Genomic DNA, 19,430 nt, shown 5'->3' on the forward strand with positions numbered 1-19,430 from the left:
CATATGCGGGGGTTATTTTTAAAACCGGGCGTTGGCACGGCTTAATCAATCGCATTCCGGACTTCTTTCACCATTTCGGATACGGAGACGAGCCCGCCGCCGGAAAGGTACCAGTAGCCCGGGTCAAGGTAAACGATATGTTTGTTCTTGTAAGCATTCGTTTTCTTGACGAGGTCGTTTTCGATGATGCTCTTGGCATTTCCGCCCTGCCCGATGGCTGCATCGCGGTCAATGACAAACAAATAGTCGGGATTGGTTTTCATGATATATTCAAATGACACATTCTGCCCGTGAATGGATGCTTTAATGTTTTTGTCCGCAGCCGGTACACCAAATACGTCGTGGATGAGGCCAAACCGTGAACCCGGTCCGAACGCGCTCACTTTTCCGCCGGTTGTCAGGACAATCAACGCTTTGCCGTTCACTTTTTCCGCTTTTGCATGCAGGCTGTTGATTGAATCATCAATATCGGCCAATTGCTTTTTCACGGCATTTTCTTTATTGAAAATTTTGCCGAGCGTTTCCATATTCTGTTTAAAGGAATCCATATACTTCGTTGGATCCAGCCCCATATAAACCGTCGGGGCAATTTTCTTAAATTCCTTGTAGTTGTCCCGCTGCCTGCCGGAAATGATGATCAGGTCCGGATGGATTTCACTGATCTTGTCAAAATCCGGTTCCATGACGCCGCCGACATTTTCATACTTGCTGCTTTTGTATTTTTTCAAATATGGCGGAAGATTGTCCTGCGGCACACCTGTCACTTTAATGCCCAACTTATCCATCGAATCCAGCACACCAAAGTCAAACACGACGACTTTCTTTGGGTTTTCCGTGACTTTCGTGGTTCCAAGTTCATGCTTTACAGTTATTTTCTTTGATGAGGCACTGCTACCCCCGGCGCTTTCTTTCGTTCCGCACCCGGCAGCAAATACTGCTAACAACAAAATCATGACTCCGGCCAAATAGCGCTTTCTCATCTCAAATCCCCTTTTCATCCATAATATAAGCAAAACTTATTTTGACAGTAATCCTGAATTTGAATATCCATATCGTAAATTTCCTTTAAAACAGAAGGGCGAATGATGTCATCCGTTTTCCCCTGTTTTACGATTTTCCCGTCTTTCATCGCCACAATGTAATCGGAATAAAACGAGGCGAAATTAATGTCGTGAATGACAATTAAAACGGTTTTGCCCAGCTCATCGGCAAGCTTGCGCAACACTTTCATAATCTGGACCGAATGTTTCATGTCAAGATTATTTAACGGTTCATCAAGCAAAATATACTCCGTGTTCTGGGCCAGCACCATTGCGATGTATGCGCGCTGCCGCTGCCCGCCGCTCAGTTCATCCAGGTACTGGTTCTCATATTCTTCCAGTTCCATATAGGCAATCGCTTTATCAATCATTTTTTGATCCGAATCCGTGAGCCGTCCTTCTGAATGCGGAAAGCGCCCGAATGCGACAAGTTCCCTTACTGTCAGCCGGATGTTCATATGATTGGACTGCTTCAGGATGGATATTTTTTTCGCCAGCTTTTTACTGTTTGTACGGCTGACGGCCTCCCCGTCTATGTATACATCCCCTTCATCCGAAAATTCAAGCCGGCTGATGATCGAAAGCAAGGTGCTTTTTCCGGCACCATTTGGCCCGATAAAAGAAGTGATTTTTCCCTTTGGAATTTTAACAGACACATGGTCAATGACCTTCTTGCTCCCGTAGCTTTTTAAGACATTCATCACATTTACCATGCGCGACTCTCCTTTAAAAGTAAGTAAATAAAATAGATGCCCCCGGCAAAATTGATGATGACGCTGAGCGGAACAGAGAACTGGAAGACTCTTTCCACAAGCAACTGCCCTCCTGTCAGGAAGACGACGCTGATCAGCATTGCACCCGGTATAAGGATTGTATGCCGGTATGTATCAAAAAATTGATAAGCGACGTTGACAACGAGCAGGCCAAGGAATGTGATCGGCCCGACCAACGCTGTCGAGACGGAGACAAGGATGACGACAATCAAAAGCAGATGCCGCACTACCCGGTTATAATCGACACCAAGGTTGACCGCCTGATCCCGCCCGAGCAGCATCACATCCATAAACTTGGCAAAACGCAAATAATACAACCCGCACAATACAACAAGCACAAAAGAAACCCACAGCAAATGGACATTCACATTGTTGAAGCTGGCAAACATTTTATCCTGCAGCACCTGAAACTCATTCGGATCGATCAGCATTTGCATAAAAGAAGTGAAACTGCCGAATAAAGTGCCAAAAATCATCCCGATCAATAGCAGAAAATACATATTTTGCCTGCCCCGGCGAAGAATCAAATGGAACAAAACGGCAGAAAACAGCACCATCGCCACAAGTGAAACCACAAAATTGACATGGCTCTGCATCATCGTTAGCGTTTTTGCCCCCATTGCGAAAACGACCACCGTCTGGATCATGAGATAAAGGGAATCCAGCCCGAGCACGTTCGGCGTTAAAATGCGGTTGTTCGTAATCGTCTGAAAAATAAGGCTCGAAAAGGCAATCGCACAGCCGGTCAGGATGATGGCGAAAATTTTCCGGATTCTTGACGGGATAATATAGTTGAAATCCCAGTAAGACCCGATGCAAATATACGCTGCAATGAGGCCTGCTGCAATTGCGGTAAGCATAAGCAGTTTTGAACGACTATGCATAAGCGTGTCTCCTCAGCAGCAAATATACAAAAATGCCACTCCCGATGATGCCGGCTGTTAAACTGATCGGCACTTCATATGGATAAATGACAAGGCGCCCCAAAATATCGCAAAATAGCAGGAACACTGCCCCAAGCAGCGCCGTCACCGTAATGCTTTTTTTCATATGGTCGCCGCGGTAAATGGACACAATGTTTGGAATAATTAAGCCCAGAAACGGGATGGTGCCGACTGTCAGTACCGTTGCCGAAGTAATCAGCGCGACAAGGACAAGGCCGATATTGACCACCTGCTTATAATTCAGGCCAAGGTTTTTGGCAAAATCTTCCCCCATGCCGGCGACCGTAAACCGGTTTGCGAACACATACGCGACCAAAACGGCGGGAACTGCTAAATAAAGCATCTCGTACTTTCCTTTCAGCACGCCTGAAAAATCGCCTTGCAGCCATGAGGACAGGCTCTGGATTAAATCGAATTTATACGCAAAGAAAGTCGATACAGAGCTTACGATATTGCCAAACATCAGCCCGACAAGCGGGATGAAAATCGTATCGTTCCATTTAATCCGGCCCAGTATTTTCATGAACAGCAAGGTGCCAGCCAGAGCAAAGCAAAAAGCAACCGCAATTTTGATCAGCGGGCTTGCCGCCGAAAACAGGATGATCGCAACTAAAATGCCGAGCCGGGCACAGTCCATCGTGCCGGCTGTCGTCGGGGAGACAAATTTATTTCTCGTCAACTGCTGCATCACAAGGCCGCAGATGCTCATGCCCATGCCTGCAATGATGATGCTGATCAGACGCGGCAGGCGGCTTGCCAGCAAAATTTCCGTCTGCTCCCTGCTTAAATGGAGCATATCCGCCGGTCTGATATTTTCTGCGCCGATGAAAATTGAAATGATGGACAGGACGGCAAGCAGGGGCACTAAATATCTTTTTTTCATTCCATTCGTACTCCCCCGTTTCTTTTGTCAGCTCGTTGTAATTGATTTTCATTATCAATTATAATTATATTGATAGTGAGAATCATTGTCAATTAAGTTTTCAATATTTTTAACGTGTTTTCCATAGAAAACAGGTTTTGAATTTTGACAGATAGAATTGCAAGGATCATAGTCAACGAAAAACGCAACCGGCCTTTTGAAATCGCCTCCGTACGAGATGGTCAGTGACAAACGCAATTGTGGTTACGATGTGTCGATGAAAAAAGCGGCGGGACCTCCTTTTGGAAGTTTCCGCCGCTTTCTATTTTCCGGTCATCCCGCCTGGTCCGGATCCCAGTTGATGTTATTTTCTACGGTCAATATGCCAAGTTCATGATGCTCGCCTTCATAAAGCGCACCCTGGGCAAAGCGCATTTCCCCGTTCGTATCGATGACTTCAAGTTTGCAATAAGCCGGGCTTTTCTGTAGGGCACGGTAAAATTCATCCGTATTGCGAACGGGCTCGCCGTTGCATTTGGAAATCACTTCACCGATGGAAAGCCCCATTTTCTCCGCTTTTGAACCCGGTATGATCCCTAAAACGATCATGCCGTTGTTCTGCTGTGTAAAATAATACGGTGCGTTGTTTTCACGCATCCGGTGGCGAATGGAGATCCATGCTCTCGCGACAATGGCAAAAACGGCTGCTACTGCAGGAAAATAAGGAAAATAGAGCCCTGCTGCTCCGATTGCGGTCGTCATGATGCCCGCCCAAATAACCCAGGTCCCGATCCGCTTCAATGCAGATTGCGGTAAAGTGCTCTGGATTTGGTGCTGGAAACCGATTAAAAACGGGACAAGCACCAGTGAAAACGTATGTCCACCCCAGTTCACAACAGGCCACCATGAAGCGGTGACCGAAAGCGGGCCTGCGGGCAGAAAACAAACGACCGGCACAAGCCAGAGTTTTTTGGCCACAAATGCACCGACATTCAAACCGCGCCGGCTTTTCCGCAGTTTCGGGGAAACATGCTTCGTGCCGCTTGTCCTCAGCAGCACGCCTTCCGCTAACAAAAGAAGACCTGCTAAAATGGAGAGCCCGGCAACCATCGCATCGGTTGTGCCGCTCATCCAATCCGGCAGTTGAACCGGCAGCCATGTGAAAACAAAAAACAGGAGTACCGGTATGCCCAAGGTAAATGCCGGTGAGAGAAACCGGAATTGGCCTACGAGCGAAAATAAAATCGTCGCAGCCGCCACCGCAGCAAGAACAGGCCATGACACTTCAACCCCCGCCGCCACTGAGAGAGCGGAAAGGATCAACCCGCATATGAGCCCGGCAGGAAATAAAGACCGCAGTTCAAGCGATCCTTTATAAATCCTGATATGAAAATCGTTTCTTTCCCGCTTCACTCTTGCCGCACCAGAAACGAGCGCGAGCAACAGCGCATAATAGAATATCGGATGGAGAAAAAATCTTCCGATGCCTTTTAACACTTCAATGAGCCAAATCTGTTCCAACCGAAACACCATCCCCCGCACGTACCTATTTGTAGTATTATTTTAGCAGATTTTGGCGAAAAGCGCTTCGAAATTCCGGATTTTGTATGTGTCAAGTTTTTCAGCGATAGGGATATGTACCAAGTTTTTCGCGACAGGGGTTTAAAATCGGGTATTCTAAGACGCTCTTTTTGTACACTTTTGGCTACCGCGCTATGCTTGCTTTCCTGGCTCAGGAGGAAGCTGCCCCGAAGTGACGTAATATTTCTGTATAAAGATGGATAACAGGGGTGTTAATGCGCGCGAAATCCACTCGCTTTTCGTGGGCGGCCGGCGAGCCTCCTCGCTCGTGCCTCGCTGCGGGGATGGACTTCAAAGAGTTCCGGAGGACAGTTCAAAGGGGCATAACTAGACGCGCCCTATGTGAAGGAAGAGTCTCGTTTTTGCTTGCTTTCTTAACGTAGACGGACTCTATGTGAAGAAAGGCCTTCTTTTTCCCGCGCTTCCTTAACATAGGGCTTGCTAAATAAGTAAAATTCCTAGATTTGGAAAGGATGCTGACAGCTTTGGCAAAAATTTAAATACAAGGGGATTATAAAAATCCAAAGAAAAGCTTGCACTTGAAAACTGATTCAATGTATAGAAAAGACAGAATCGCATTTTCGAAGTTCTTCTAGAGCTTACTGACAAAGTGGGGACAAACACAGAAGTGGATTCGTTCAGCAAGCCCTTATGCCATCCAACTGTCAAATAAGTATCCTACACAAATTAAGAGAATTGCAAAAAGGAAGTGGACCTTTTTTCGTTTATTCCTGTTCTTTCTAAAATAAGAATTATGACTGCTACCAATCCAATATATACTGCACTTGCTACAAAGTTACTTACATTCGCCAAAAAGAGCGTGGGATACTTTTGACAAAAACCAGCTGTAACACCAAAAACAAGTAACAATAAAGGAATTCTTAATTTCCAATACATCATTAACCCCTTTTTCAAAGGCATAGTTATCTTTTCTTTATTATATTTCCGTCATAAGACAATGACCATAAGGATTTTTTCCAGACTCATAGATTTTCTGTCCAAACCGGCATCCACGTTTATTTTTCCGTTTTTTTACAATTGCGCTGGGAGTCGCAAAAAGTGGCAGTAAGACAGAGACATGAGAGTTAAGGGCAAAAAAAGCAAGTTGCTGCACGTTGGCTTGCAACCCGGTCCGCTAAAACGGTGTTACTTGCTGACAACCTTTAATGCGACTTGCAGCTGCAAATCGTTTTTTTCCGCGTGCGCCATTTTGTACAGCGATTTTTCCATTTCATCGGCCGTTTTTTGATTGATGCTGCCGGTTACCGGAAGGCCTTTGTCAAACTGGAACGCCTTGACGGCATTTTCCGTCTGGATATCGAAATAACCGTCTTCCCTTCCCGGTGAAAAACCAAGACTCTTTAGCATTTGCTGGGCGGTTTTGATTTGGGTGTTGTTCATATCCTTTTTCAACATGCGGCTGATTTGCAAAGCCTGGGCATCAAAATAGTCCGGCTGTTTCACTTCAATCGTCGGGGCAATGCCTTTATGATGGATCCAATGGCCATCGGGCGTAAGCCATTTAAACATGGTGAGTTTGATGATGCTCTCATCTTCCATCGGCACCGCTTCCTGCACCGTCCCTTTGCCGAATGTCCGGACGCCAATTAACGGATAATTTTCCGTTTCATGAAGTGCAGCCGCCATTATTTCAGAAGCGCTCGCGCTGCCTTTATCGACGAGAACCGCAACCGGGTAAGCCTTCTTTTTCTTCAGTTTGGACACATACTGGACACGGTGCCCGCTCCGTTCCTCAATTTGCAAATACGGCTTGTTTCTTGTAACAAACTGCTTGAGAATCGCTTCAACACTGGAAAGAAGGCCGCCCGGATTTCCCCGTACATCAATAACAAGCCCTTCCATGCCGCGGTTTTCAAGTTTTTCGAGCTGCTGTGCAAAATCTGTTGCCGTATCTTTTGAAAACTGGGTAATGCCGATATAACCGATTTTTTTCCCGTTTGCCTTTTTCATTTTCGAGTAGACCGTGTCAAGCGGGATTTCATCACGTTTGACCGTCACTGTCATCTGTTTGCCGGATCCGGCCCTTGAAATACCCAGCTTCACATTGGAGCCTTTTTTTCCTCTGATTCGTGTTGTCACTTCGTATAAGTCCATGCCTGCCGTACTTTTTCCGTTAATTGTTGTAATCACGTCTTCCGGGCGCAGTCCCGCTTTTTCCGCCGGGGAGTTTCTATAAGGAGAAACAATCAGTATTTTTCCGTTTTTTTTGGTAATTTCGGCGCCGATGCCTTGAAAAGAGGAATCCAGCGTGTCGTTGAATTGCGCGGCTGTCTCTTTGTCCATGTAGATGGAATACGGATCGTCCAATGTACTGACCATGCCTTTGATTGCGCCTTCCACAAGTGTTTTTTCGTCAACTTTCCGGACATAGGAACTTTTAATTAATTGGTATGCCTGGGCAATTTTTGTGAGGTCCGGCATATTGCTTGTCCCACCGGTTGTTTCCTGGCGGGTGGGGGCTGCCTTGTCCTTTTGTGAAAACCATTGGCCTGCCGTATAGCCGCCGCCTGCACCGGCAAGCAGCGATCCCGAAATCGCAAGCGCCAGCCATTTTCGTTTCATGGTGATGCCCTCCTTGTACAAGAAGCGCCGCCAAAAGCGGGGTTCTTCATCTCGATAATTCAATATATGTACAAGCCGGGGGGCATATGCCGGGTAGCGGAAAAAGACGGCGAAAGTCCCGCCGAGGATGCAAACAGGCTGCCGTGAAGCTAAAAAATGCGTAATGCAAAACGGGCTCTGGTTTCTTTAGGGGATACGTGATCCGGCCGACCATGCTGTTCACAAAACGGCACGAACGGGATGGAGCCACCATCACAACAGGTAAAAAAGAAGCCTCTTCCGCTAAGCCGGCAAAGCAAAAACGGAAGAAGCCGTAAAGAGGTTGAGGGGTTTTCCCCCGCGCTAATCTTAGCATCGCAAAAAATATGGATACGTTTCCTTGGTTCACGAAACGGCATCCAATTGCGGAACGGGCCGGTAACCCGCCGCAAAGTCTTCAATCATGGCGCTCGCCGTCGGAAACTTTCCGGCACCCGGACCTGTAAGGGTAATTTTTCCGATCAGGCTGCCGTAAATCGTGACGGCATTGTTGACGCCTTCCACCGCATAAAGGGCGTGTTCGGGAGGGACGAGGACAGGCTTAACGGATGCTTTCAGCGTCCTGCCATCACGGTATATGTCCGCAATATGCTTATAACGGAGTCCCTTCCGATCCGCTCTTTCAATATCCGCAAGCGAGAGGCCGCCTATCCCTTCAACTTCTACTTTCTCCCAGTCCGGCTGGGTTCCGAATACGAGCCGGCTCAGGATCATCAGCTTGCAAAAGGCGTCCTGCCCTTTTACATCATTGCCCGGGTCAGCTTCTGCGTAGCCGTGCTGCCTGGCGATTTCCAACGCTTCTTCAAACGGAAGATGTTTTTCGCGCATGGCCGATAAAACAAAATTGGATGTCCCGTTTAAAATCGCCTGTACACGCTGGATGTCATTGACCTGAAGCTGCTGGGAAATCGTCCGAATCACAGGGATGCCGCCTGCGGTTGTCGCTTCGTAACCGACAAACACGCCTTTTTCTTTCGCTTTTTCAAGCAACACATTTCCATATCGTGCAAACATGACTTTATTGGCAGTAATGACGTGGCAGCCTTTTTCAATCGCTTGTAAACAGTAGGAAAAGCCTGGTTCTTCCCCGACAATCGCTTCAAACACGACTTCAAGGCCGGGAATGGCGAGAACTTCCCGGAAGTCCGTCGTGACGAGTACAGAACTGTCAATGTTCCGCTTTTTACGGGGGTTTTTGATCAGAACCGCTGCAATCTCTACCTCGGCATGCAGCTTTTCTTTCAGCTGCTCGCGGTGGGTCCGGACCGCTTCGTACACGCCCTGGCCGACCGTCCCAAAGCCGAGCAGCGCTGCTTTAATCACTCTCATTATCCAAACTCCTCCCTACATCTAGCGCTCTTTCGCCTCTGAAGCGTTTCGTTCATTTAAAACGGTCAAGCGGTCCGACAGTATTCGGTGCAGCCGGTATCCAGAAGCTCCCGATCTGGATCAGGTATGCAGACCGTCCGGGCCGCAACATTGTTCAATGGGATCAGCCCAGAACATCGTATAAGTTTTCCGGATCACCTGTTGGCATTCGCATGGCGGCCTCGCACGAATCTGCCGGGCCTGCTCCCCGGTTTTACCGGGCTGTAACGGCTGTTGCTTTTGTAATGGCCTGATCGAGGTCGGCTGTCAAATCTTCGACGGCTTCAAGCCCGACGGACAGGCGGATCAAATCGCCCGTGACCCCTGATTTTTCCAGTTCTTCATCGCTCAGCTGCGAATGCGTGGTCGTTGCCGGGTGGATGATCAGCGATTTCGCGTCGCCGACATTCGCTACATGCGACCACAGCTTGATATTGTCGATCACGCGTCTTCCTGTTTCCCGGCCGCCTTTGACACCAAAGTTGACAATGGAGCCGTAGCCGCCGTTCAAATATTTTTGCGCCAGCTCATGGGAAGGATGGTCTTCAAGGCCCGGGTAATTGACCCACGCAACATCCGGATGGTTTTTCAGAAATTCCGCGACTTTCAATGCATTTTCGTTATGCCTTTCCACACGCAGATGCAGCGTTTCAAGCCCTTGCAGGAATAAAAAGGCGTTGTCCGGACTTAAAGTCGGCCCGAAGTCGCGCAAAAGCTGAACGCGAAGTTTTGTGGCGAACGCAGCCTGTGCCGTGTCGACGCCGTAGCGCAAGCCGTGATAGCTCGGATCCGGTTCGCTAAAGTCCGGAAATTTGTCTGTGTTCCAGTCAAAACGCCCGCCGTCAACGGCAACACCGCCGATCGCCGTTCCGTGCCCGCCGATCCATTTTGTCGCCGAATGGACAACCACGTCCGCGCCCCATTTGATCGGATTCGCGCCATACGGAGAAGCAAACGTGTTGTCGACAATCAAAGGAATACCGTTTTCATGGGCCACTTCCGCTACTTTTTCCACGTCGAGCACCTGCAGGCTTGGGTTGCCGATAATTTCCGCGTACAATGCTTTTGTTTTCGGGGTGATCGCCTGGCGGAACGCTTCAGGGTCGGACCCGTCCACAAACTTGACGTTAATGCCGTATTTCGGCAATGTCACGGCAAACAAATTATAGGTACCGCCGTAAAGGTTGCTGGCAGATACGATGTCATCACCCGCACGAACAATGTTCAAAATGGAGAAGGCAATGGCCGATGCGCCGGATGATAAACCGACAGCCGCCGTTCCGCCTTCCAGTGCAGCAACACGTTTTTCAAAAACATCTACAGTCGGATTGCCGAGACGGGAATAAATGAAACCTTCTTTTGATAAATTGAAGACGCCCTCCGCATGTTCTGTATCCGGAAAAACGTAAGAAGTCGTCCGGTATACCGGTACGGCGCGCGATCCTGTCGCCGGGTCCGGTTCCTGGCCGCCGTGCAACAATAAAGTTTCCGGTTGGAATGATGGTTGTGTCATTTTAAAGCCTCCTGATTTTTTAAAATTTTTTCGTGAAAGATGGAAGAGGAAATGAAAAAACCCTCTTCGTAAGGGAAGAGGGTTACAATGTATGTAAGTTCCTCCCTTATCTTTCAGACGCATGTCTGTAGGAATTAGCACCTTTTCAGGCAAATGCCTGAAGGTTGCCGGGCTTCGCAGGGCCTAGTCCCTCCGCCGCTCTCGATAAGAGTTTCTTTTCATAATTCAATTTTGAATGACTTATTGTTTAAGATTATAGAAGAACAATGGCAAACCGTCAACCTTTTTTTGAAAAAATTTTCTTTTTCTTCTACAATATTGGCGACAATAGCCGGGAAATGGACTCTTTAAACCGCACATAAAGCGGCCGGTTCTGGTAATCATGGAGCGTTAATTCGGTTGATTCGGCCATATCGTCCCGGAAAACGCCGGCAAGTGTGCCGGAAAGCTCACGGTCGTACAGCACGGCGTTCACTTCAAAATTGAGACGGAAACTGCGCACATCGATATTGGCCGTCCCAACGGAAGCAATTTTCCCGTCTACGACAATCATTTTCGCATGGATGAACCCTTTTTGATAAATGTACACTTTGACGCCCGTTTTTAACAGCTGGCCGATGTTGGAAAGCGTCGCCCAATAGACAAACATATGATCCGGTTTATTTGGAATCATAATCCGAACATCCACTCCGGATAAGGCGGCAAGCGTCAGCGCATTCAGGAGGCTGTCATCCGGAATAAAATACGGTGTTTGCAAATAAATATATTTTTTGGCGGAATTGATCATTTTAATATAGCTGTTTTTAATCTGCTCCCATTCAGAATCGGGGCCGCTTGAGACGATTTGGATATCGGTTTCACCCTGCGATGGGATGACCGGGAAATAACGTTCTTCATCTCTTACATCGTGCGGTGACGCCTGATTCCAGTCCAAAATAAAGCGGGTCTGCATGGCATAAACAGCACTCCCTACAATCCGTAGATGCGTATCCCGCCAGTAACCGAATTTCTTATTCAGGCCAAGATACTCATCCCCAACATTAAAACCACCGATATATCCGATCTGCCCATCAATAATCGCCAATTTCCGGTGATTCCTGAAATTGACGCGCAAATTGACGAGTGGGATCCGGGCAGGAAAAAAGGACGCCACTTCCCCACCAGCAACAACAAGCGGCCGGAAAAATTTGCGGCGGAACAGCATCCGCGACCCCATATCATCATAAAGCAGCCGCACCTTTACGCCTTCTCTTGCTTTTTGCGACAGCAGTTCAATCAATTCATGGCCGAGGCGGTCATTCCGGAAAATATAATATACAAGATGAATACTGTCTTTTGCATTCCGGATGTCTTCAAATAAAGCCTCGAATTTTTTCCTGCCGTCTGTAAATATATCGACGTGATTGTCCTGGGAAAGGATTGCCCCGTCATTCATCAGCAGCATATAAACGAGATCCTTGTACTGGATTGTCCGCTCATCATGAAACGGAAACCGGTTTTCGCGCAGCAGTTCAATTTGCTGCTGGGAAATTTCCTTAATGCCGATCTTCTCCTGTACCTTCCAGTCAAAAATTTTCCGGCGGCTTAAATTTTGCCCGAATACCAAATACAGGATAAAGCCGGCAATCGGCAGGAATAACAGCACCAAAAGCCATGCCCAAGTTGCGCCGACATCCCGCCGTTCCAGGAAAATAACGGTTCCCGCCAGAATAAAATTCAAAAGAAACAAGATAACCAGTAGTACCGTTATAATCATTGCGTTCTCCTTTTCGTACACCCTTTGTTCCTGCTTGAGGTTTGTTTTCAGCTCACGTCCGGGTTACCGTGATGCGTTTGGAATTGATATAGGATATGTTTGCGCAGGAAAAACGACAATTGTATCATACCATAATATTTATCGCCTTACCTATCGTACAGCACTTTTCCTGCAAATGCATTGAAAAAGAACCGCACCAATGGATACGGTTCTTTTTTTCGTCCTTATTAAAAGTTAACATAGTTTCTCGGGTTTTGGGCACCGGTATGTGGCGGTGGTGTCCAGCGGCCGTTATAAATTTCAAAGTGAAGATGCGGTCCTGTTGATTCCCCGGTATTTCCCATTGCTCCGATCTGCTGCCCTTTGCTGACGTGCTGCCCGGTGCTGACGCTGTACGAGCTCAAATGGGCATAAACGGTTGTGTACAACTTCCCGTTAATATAGTGGGTGATCATGACGCAATTCCCGTATGAAGAAGAGTGGTACGCCCTAAACACGACACCGTCGGCTGCAGCGACAACCGGTGTCCCGATGCTGTTGGCAATGTCAATGCCCGGATGGAACCCGCCGGAACGCCCACCGAATTCAGATGAAATATATCCGGATGCCGGTCGCGTAAAGGATCCGGAAGATACTTGCGGAAGGGATCCGCCGGAATGGCTCCCGGAACTTGACTTGACCGATGCAGAGCGGGTTGTCCCTGCGTTTGATCCTGCTGATCCTGTTGATCCTGTATTCGTTTGTGCCTTTGCTGCTGCATCTGCTTTTGCTGCAGCCTTTCTTTCTTCCTCCGCTTGCTTTTTCGCAAACGCAATGGCTTTTTCAATGGAAGCTTTTTGGTCAGCCAGGATACTCTTTTGTTCACTCAGCGACATTTTCTCTTCCTTAAGGCTGTCTTTTTGTTTTTCCAACTTTTTGATTAATGCCGATTTCTCGCTCTCATCCTGTTTCAGACTGTCTTTTAATGATTGTAAATCAGACAGCATCGATTCCAAATCGGACAGTTTCTTTTCCACTGAAGCCTGTTTGTCCTTTAAATCCTGTTCATCTTTTTTCTGTTCTTCCAAAATTTGCCGGTCTGCTTCAACCAATGTCTTCACTGCTGAAAAGCGGTCAATAAAATCACCAACGCTTTTCGCTTCAAGAAAAACATCCAAATAATTGACCGAACCGCCGCCGTTTTTCTGCATTGCACGGGCGCGGTCTTTTAAAATAGCGTTCCGGTCTTCAATCCGCTTTTTGATTTCAGCGATATTTTTCTTCAAATCAGCAATCTGGTCTTTCGTTGTACTGATATTCTGTTCCTGCTCGCTGATTTTTTTGTTCGCCGATTGAATTTTCGATTCAATGGCCTCAAGCTGGCCGCCGAGAGAAGCCTGCTTGTCTTGAATGTCGGAAATCTGGTTTTCTTTTTTGTTCATCTCTGATTCGACATTGGAAAGTTTACTCTCAATCTCGCTTTTTTTCTGCTGCAAATCGCCGGCCGCAGCAGCATTGGACTGGTAGCCGAACAGGCCGCCCAGGCTGAGCGTGCATATAACAGCAGCAGGCAGAATGGAACGCTTCTTCATCTTTTTCCCCCTCAAAGCAAAATGTTTTTGTTTTATGTATCCGGGGACGCAACGCCCCGTTTTTCCTGTGTTTTAAAATGAACAGAAAGGGTATAGAATAAAAAATCAGGCGGACGGGAGTGGAATGCATCCCGGCCGTTCCCGTTACACTTTCAAATAACGGCGGATCGACATCGAACTGCCCCAGATTCCAATGCAGACGCCAAGTACAAGCAGCAGGCCGTCTACGCCGTAAATGAACGGGCTGATATCAAGCATATGGATAATATTGTTTTGCAGCTTCGGCTCTACGATTTTATAAACGGAGTAATAGCCGAAAGAAATCAGCACAATCGGCAGTATGGACCCCAGGATTCCGAGCCAGAGCCCTTCGAGAAGAAACGGCCAGCGGATAAACCAGTTTGTCGCCCCTACCAGTTTCATAATCTCGATTTCTTTTCTTCTGGCAAAAATCGTAATTTTAATCGTATTTGAGATAAGGAACATCGCCGTAAGCAGCAGGGCAATGATTAACACAAGCCCGACATTGCGGCAGATACTTAAAACATGGAACAGCTTTTCCACTTTTCCTTTCCCATAAATGACGGATTCGACATGGTCCATTTTTTGAATTTGCGCCGCAACTTTTGGCGTGTCCGTCGGCTGCTTTGTTTTGACAATAAATACATCATACAATGGGTTGTCCTGCTGGAACAGTTTAAAATCATCACCCATTCTTTTAATCAATTCTTTTAGTTCCTGTTGTTTAGAAGAAAACTTGACGGAATTGACGGCGTTCAGACTCTCAATCTCGCTTTCCAATTTTTCCCTGTCGGCAGCCTTTGCCGCTAAGTCGATATGGACGCGAATTTCCACGTCGTTTTCAATATCGGAAGCAAATTTATTCATGTTCAGGATGATCACGAAAAATACGCCGACAAGAAGCAGGGTAATCGTTACGGCACTTGCCGATGCAAACATCATCCAGCCATTCCGGCCAAGGCTTTTAAAACTTTCCCGGAAGTGGCGTTTAAGCGTATTAATCTTCATAACCGTAACCTCCCAGCTGCTCATCGCGTACCACTTTCCCACCTTCAATGGCGATGACGCGGTGCTTGTTTGTGTTTACAATATCACGGTTATGGGTAGCCATGACAACCGTTGTCCCGGTTACGTTGATGTCTTCGAGGATTTTCATAATGTCCCATGAAGTTTCCGGATCGAGGTTTCCAGTCGGCTCGTCCGCAATGACCACTTTCGGCATGTTGACGATGGAACGCGCGATAGAAACCCGCTGCTGTTCACCGCCGGACAACTCAGAAGGCAGCATTCTTGCTTTATTTTTCAACCCGACCTGGTCGAGTACTTCCATGACGCGGCTCCGGATATAAGAAGGTTCCTGCTCGATCACTTCGAGGGCAAAGGCGATATTTTCATATACAGTCAATGTCTGCAGCAGCTTAAAATCCTGGAATACAACACCGATCTGCCGCCGGAAATAAGGAATCCGTTTGTCCCGGAGCTTTGAAAGATTGATGCCGTTCACGATGACATTTCCTGCTGTCGGCTTTTCTTCGCGGTAAATCAGTTTGACGAGCGTGGATTTACCCGCGCCGCTCGGGCCAACGATATAAACAAATTCGCCCTGGTTGATTTTTATATTTAACCCGCTCACAGCCATGACGCCGTTCGGGTACTTTTTATAGACGTCCTTTAATTCTATCATTTCCTCACCTAGCTTTTTTTCAATGTAACGTGCCGGAATGAAAAATATGTCAACGGAACCGGCAAAAAACGCCAATTTTTGCATTCCCTGCACACCCGTCCCTGTAAAAGAGCCGTACAGGATGATTTGCTGTAAGAAAAGGCTGTGTGAAAACCTTTCCGCATAAAATTTGACTTTTTTCTCTTTTCAACGCGCGAGAATTCGCATAATTGCTCGAAATTCGCACATTTATTATTATAGCATCCCTACCCTTGAGCGACATTACAGTTTTGTTTCAAATTTTCTAATGGGGGTGAACACTTTTTTGAGGATCGCTTCGCATTTTGGAACTTTTTAAGCCTTGTCTGAAACTGGAAATGAATACCGTTGACACTTCCCCATCATTTTCCCTCCCTCGACAAAAACAAAATAGGGATTCCCGTCGTATGGGAATCCCTATTTTCATTCAGTGTGTCCTCGCATTCACTTTTTTGAAAAAACCCGGTAATAAAAGAAATTGCGCTTACAACACAGTCCGCCACTAAAAATGTCCCTATTCATCTATCTTCATTATATCCTTGACCTGTAATGTTAGTTGGGACGAAGATCATAATAATGCCTGAACCTAACCACTACTAATCAATTGTAATATAGATAGCATGGTTACAAATGATTCCTTTATATCATAAGGCATTCTCATTTCGGCAGTGCCATATATACTGAGATTGCCAAAAAAATGAAACCGACTACAAGTTCAATCCCAAATCTGGCTGTCTTGTTTTTCCTGTACTTAAAGCTGTTCACAAGAAGAACAATTCCGACAACAAAGCAAAAAAGCATGACCCAAAACCCCATGATTTTTCTCCCCATTCTTCTATAAAGATCCATTATCTCTTTGGATTCCCGCTTTTGTAATCCCATCCCCGTATGGTTAGAAGTAGTACAAAGGTACAAACGAATAACAGAAACATGATGTGAATTTATTTCCTGTATTACAACCAATTGGAAATTTTTTTACATTATAACACACGGCTTTTATATTTGTAAACGTTTAATTTTATTTTTTCGTTTTTTCAAAAAGGTCGCGTAACGCTTGCCTTTTTAGCCCATACTGAGCCAGTATTTTTGCAGTTGCTGTAGAAAAAACTTTCCACCTTTACCAAAAAACGGGCCGGTTTTCCGGTCCGTTTTTGTCATTTTTTCTTGGAAAGCCATTTCGCGACTTTTTGGGCATCGTCTCCCTTTAAAAGCCCTTTTGGCATGTCTCCTTTTCCGTTTTCAATGACATTTAAAATCTGTTTTTCGTTGAGCTTAGAACCGATATGCTGCAAATTCGGCCCGACATTCCCTTGCAATTGATCGCCATGGCAGGCAGAACATTTTTGGTCTACCAGTTTTTCGGCATCGCCGCCATTTGCCGTGTTTTTCCCGCCGTCTGATGATGGAGACCCGTTCCCACAGGCGGAAAGTCCAGCTGCAAGTAGAATCGCCGCCATAGCTGCGCGCCATTTCATATGAAGCCCTCCCTCCTATGCACATTCTTCTTTCATTATACCGAATGTCCGCCTAGGCAGGGAAAGAAATACGAAAAACGCGTAAACCGGCGGCTACGGCATGTTAAAACCTTCGCCCAGCACTTCGGCGGCATCCATCACAACAACAAATGCCTTCCCGTCAATGGTTTTGACAAGGTTTCTTAACTTAATAAATTCAGACTGGTCGACGACACACATTAAAATCGGCTTTTCCTGGTCGGTAAATCCGCCATATGCATGGAGCCTTGTAACCCCCCGGTCGATCTGGAACAAAATCTCTTTCCGGATATCCTCGTGTTTGTCAGAAATGATCAGTACATTTTTCGAACGGTTCAGGCCGACCTGGACGAGGTCAATGGTCTTGCTTGTGACAAACAGCCCGATGATTGCATACAAACCCTTTTCAATATCAAAAACGGCAGCTGCTGACAGGACAACAAGCCCGTCAATCGCAAGCACACATTTCCCGAGTGAGATGCCGGTAAATTTATGGATAATTTGCGCGGCCAAATCGGTTCCGCCGGTTGAAGCCCTGCCAAGAAACACAATCCCGAGCCCAGCCCCGACGCCGATTCCACCAAAAAGTGCGGCCAGCAATGCGTCATGCGTCCACGGCTGCCAATTTTCCGTCAAAAAAACAACAAACGGCAAAAACAAGGTGCCAACAAGTGTTTTAATGCCAAATTGGTAGCCAAGAAAAATGAGGCCGGCAATAAATAGCGGAATGTTGAGCCCCCATTGCACGTAAGCCGGCTTCCATCCGAACACCCCGTGCAAAATCGTGCTGATCCCGCTGACGCCGCCGGACGCAATATTATTTGGAAGCAGGAAAACATTAAATGTAATGGCAACGATCGCTGATCCAGCAAGGATATAAATGTATTCTTTCAGCATCGTCCAGTATTTGTTCTCCGGCTTTCTCCTTTTCTTTGCCATTTCCCTCCCCCTTTTCATAAAAAAACGGATGCCACACACCAATATACAGGACCGCTTGTTTCGCACCCCTCTATATTTTTTGGCATTGTGGCATCCGGCCTGTCATGCGTTCAATTTTTCAGAAAAACTTTTTCTCATTACGAAATATGCGCACGCAGGTAAGCGTCAATGAACGGATCAATTTCGCCATCCATTACCGCCTGGACATTCCCTGTTTCAACATTTGTGCGGTGATCTTTTACCATGGAATATGGATGGAAAACATAAGAACGGATCTGGCTGCCCCACCCGATCTCTTTCTGTTCGCCGCGGATTTCTGCCAATTGTTTCTCTTTTTCTTCTACTTCTTTTTGGTACAATTTCGCTTTCAGCATTTTCATGGCTTGTTCGCGGTTCTGAATTTGCGAACGTTCCGATTGGCAGGAGACGACAATCCCGGTCGGAATATGGGTAATCCGGACAGCCGAAGACGTTTTGTTAATGTGCTGGCCGCCTGCCCCGCTTGCCCGGTATGTGTCGACACGCAAATCTTCCGGCCGGACTTCCACTTCAATGTTGTCGTCTATTTCCGGCATCACTTCGCACGAGACGAACGAAGTGTGGCGGCGGCCGGCTGCATCAAACGGCGAGATCCGGACAAGGCGGTGAATGCCTTTTTCCGCTTTAAGATAACCGTACGCGTTATGCCCTTTGAAAAGGAGGGTGACGCTTTTCACACCGGCTTCGTCGCCCGGGAGGTAATCAAGGGTTTCGACTTTAAAGCCTTTTTTCTCGCCCCAGCGTGTATACATTCTGAGCAGCATGGAACACCAGTCCTGGGATTCTGTACCGCCCGCGCCAGGGTGCAGTTCCAAAATCGCATTGTTCGCATCATACGGTCCGTTTAAAAGCAGCTGCAGCTCGTATTCATTTAATTTTTCCGTGAACGCTTCAAGCTCAGCCTCGAGCTCTTCTTTCAGTTCCGAGTCATTTTCTTCTTTGGCCAGTTCGTGCGTGACTTCGAGATCCTCCTGTTGCGACTCGAGTTCACGGTAGCCGTTTACCATTTCTTTTAAAGCATTGGATTCATTAATAATTTTTTGTGCTTCCTGCTGGTCGTCCCAAAAGTTCGGTTCCAGCATTCTTTCTTCCAGTTCAGCAATACGTGTCTCTTTTTCTTCTAATTCAAAGAGACCCCCTGAAACCCGCTAATTTCTTAGCTGTATTTTCCAATTCCGCTCTAATTTCTGATAACTCCATTCCATT

15 protein-coding genes and 1 riboswitch are annotated in these 19,430 nt (G+C 46.9%); all 15 genes read right to left on the reverse strand.

Annotation, left to right across the window (positions count from 1 at the left end; translation table 11 throughout):
* Positions 1-41: 41 nt before the first annotated feature.
* Positions 42-980 (reverse strand): siderophore ABC transporter substrate-binding protein, encoded by a 939-nt coding sequence (locus tag BCOA_RS19630; RefSeq protein WP_041817877.1) that lies wholly within the window; start codon positions 978-980, stop codon positions 42-44.
* A gap of 14 nt (positions 981-994) precedes the next feature.
* Positions 995-1,753, reverse strand: a complete 759-nt coding sequence (locus tag BCOA_RS19635) for an iron ABC transporter ATP-binding protein (RefSeq protein WP_014095858.1) — start codon at positions 1,751-1,753, stop codon at positions 995-997.
* The gene (locus BCOA_RS19640) at positions 1,747-2,697 is read right to left on the reverse strand and encodes an iron chelate uptake ABC transporter family permease subunit (RefSeq protein ID WP_014095859.1); all 951 of its coding nucleotides are present in this window, start codon (positions 2,695-2,697) and stop codon (positions 1,747-1,749) included. The genes BCOA_RS19635 and BCOA_RS19640 overlap by 7 nt, the downstream gene beginning before the upstream one ends.
* A complete protein-coding gene (locus tag BCOA_RS19645) occupies positions 2,690-3,640 on the reverse strand; it encodes an ABC transporter permease (protein ID WP_014095860.1) in 951 nt (316 codons plus the stop codon). The genes BCOA_RS19640 and BCOA_RS19645 overlap by 8 nt, the downstream gene beginning before the upstream one ends.
* 312 nt (positions 3,641-3,952) lie before the next feature.
* A complete protein-coding gene (locus BCOA_RS19650) occupies positions 3,953-5,149 on the reverse strand; it encodes a PDZ domain-containing protein (protein ID WP_225621021.1) in 1,197 nt (398 codons plus the stop codon).
* A 1,197-nt stretch (positions 5,150-6,346) separates the two neighbouring features.
* Complete coding sequence (locus tag BCOA_RS19655; RefSeq protein WP_014095862.1) at positions 6,347-7,783, reverse strand: S41 family peptidase; 1,437 nt, start codon at positions 7,781-7,783, stop codon at positions 6,347-6,349.
* A gap of 384 nt (positions 7,784-8,167) precedes the next feature.
* On the reverse strand, positions 8,168-9,151 hold the full coding sequence (locus BCOA_RS19660) for a homoserine dehydrogenase (RefSeq protein WP_014095863.1): 984 nt from the start codon (positions 9,149-9,151) through the stop codon (positions 8,168-8,170).
* Between the two features lie 253 nt (positions 9,152-9,404).
* Positions 9,405-10,703 carry an O-acetylhomoserine aminocarboxypropyltransferase/cysteine synthase family protein gene (locus BCOA_RS19665; RefSeq protein WP_014095864.1) on the reverse strand — a complete coding sequence of 433 codons (1,299 nt, stop codon included), beginning with the start codon at positions 10,701-10,703 and terminating at the stop codon, positions 9,405-9,407.
* 103 nt (positions 10,704-10,806) lie between these two features.
* Positions 10,807-10,914, reverse strand: a riboswitch (SAM riboswitch).
* Positions 10,915-11,013: 99 nt separating this feature from the next.
* On the reverse strand, positions 11,014-12,459 hold the full coding sequence (gene cls, locus BCOA_RS19670; protein ID WP_014095865.1) for a cardiolipin synthase: 1,446 nt from the start codon (positions 12,457-12,459) through the stop codon (positions 11,014-11,016).
* Between the two features lie 227 nt (positions 12,460-12,686).
* Positions 12,687-14,030, reverse strand: a complete 1,344-nt coding sequence (locus tag BCOA_RS19675; RefSeq protein ID WP_014095866.1) for a murein hydrolase activator EnvC family protein — start codon at positions 14,028-14,030, stop codon at positions 12,687-12,689.
* A 144-nt stretch (positions 14,031-14,174) separates the two neighbouring features.
* Positions 14,175-15,059 carry a permease-like cell division protein FtsX gene (gene ftsX / locus BCOA_RS19680; RefSeq protein ID WP_014095867.1) on the reverse strand — a complete coding sequence of 295 codons (885 nt, stop codon included), beginning with the start codon at positions 15,057-15,059 and terminating at the stop codon, positions 14,175-14,177.
* Positions 15,049-15,735 carry a cell division ATP-binding protein FtsE gene (ftsE, locus tag BCOA_RS19685; RefSeq protein WP_041818200.1) on the reverse strand — a complete coding sequence of 229 codons (687 nt, stop codon included), beginning with the start codon at positions 15,733-15,735 and terminating at the stop codon, positions 15,049-15,051. Before ftsE ends, ftsX begins: the two co-directional genes overlap by 11 nt.
* 1,172 nt (positions 15,736-16,907) lie before the next feature.
* A complete protein-coding gene (cccB, locus tag BCOA_RS19690; RefSeq protein ID WP_014095870.1) occupies positions 16,908-17,228 on the reverse strand; it encodes a cytochrome c551 in 321 nt (106 codons plus the stop codon).
* A gap of 93 nt (positions 17,229-17,321) precedes the next feature.
* Positions 17,322-18,185 carry a YitT family protein gene (locus BCOA_RS19695; protein ID WP_014095871.1) on the reverse strand — a complete coding sequence of 288 codons (864 nt, stop codon included), beginning with the start codon at positions 18,183-18,185 and terminating at the stop codon, positions 17,322-17,324.
* Positions 18,186-18,322: 137 nt separating this feature from the next.
* Positions 18,323-19,424, reverse strand: a protein-coding gene (gene prfB / locus BCOA_RS19700; RefSeq protein WP_148261649.1) for a peptide chain release factor 2 whose coding sequence is annotated in 2 segments (ribosomal slippage) — positions 18,323-19,351 and positions 19,353-19,424 — 1,101 coding nt in all. Because the reading frame shifts where the segments join, the coding sequence is not laid out codon by codon here.
* Between the last annotated feature and the right edge of the window lie 6 nt (positions 19,425-19,430).

It is taken from the genome of Heyndrickxia coagulans 36D1, from assembly GCF_000169195.2.
In the GTDB taxonomy this organism is placed as follows: Bacteria; Bacillota; Bacilli; order Bacillales; family Bacillaceae_C; genus Weizmannia; species Weizmannia faecalis.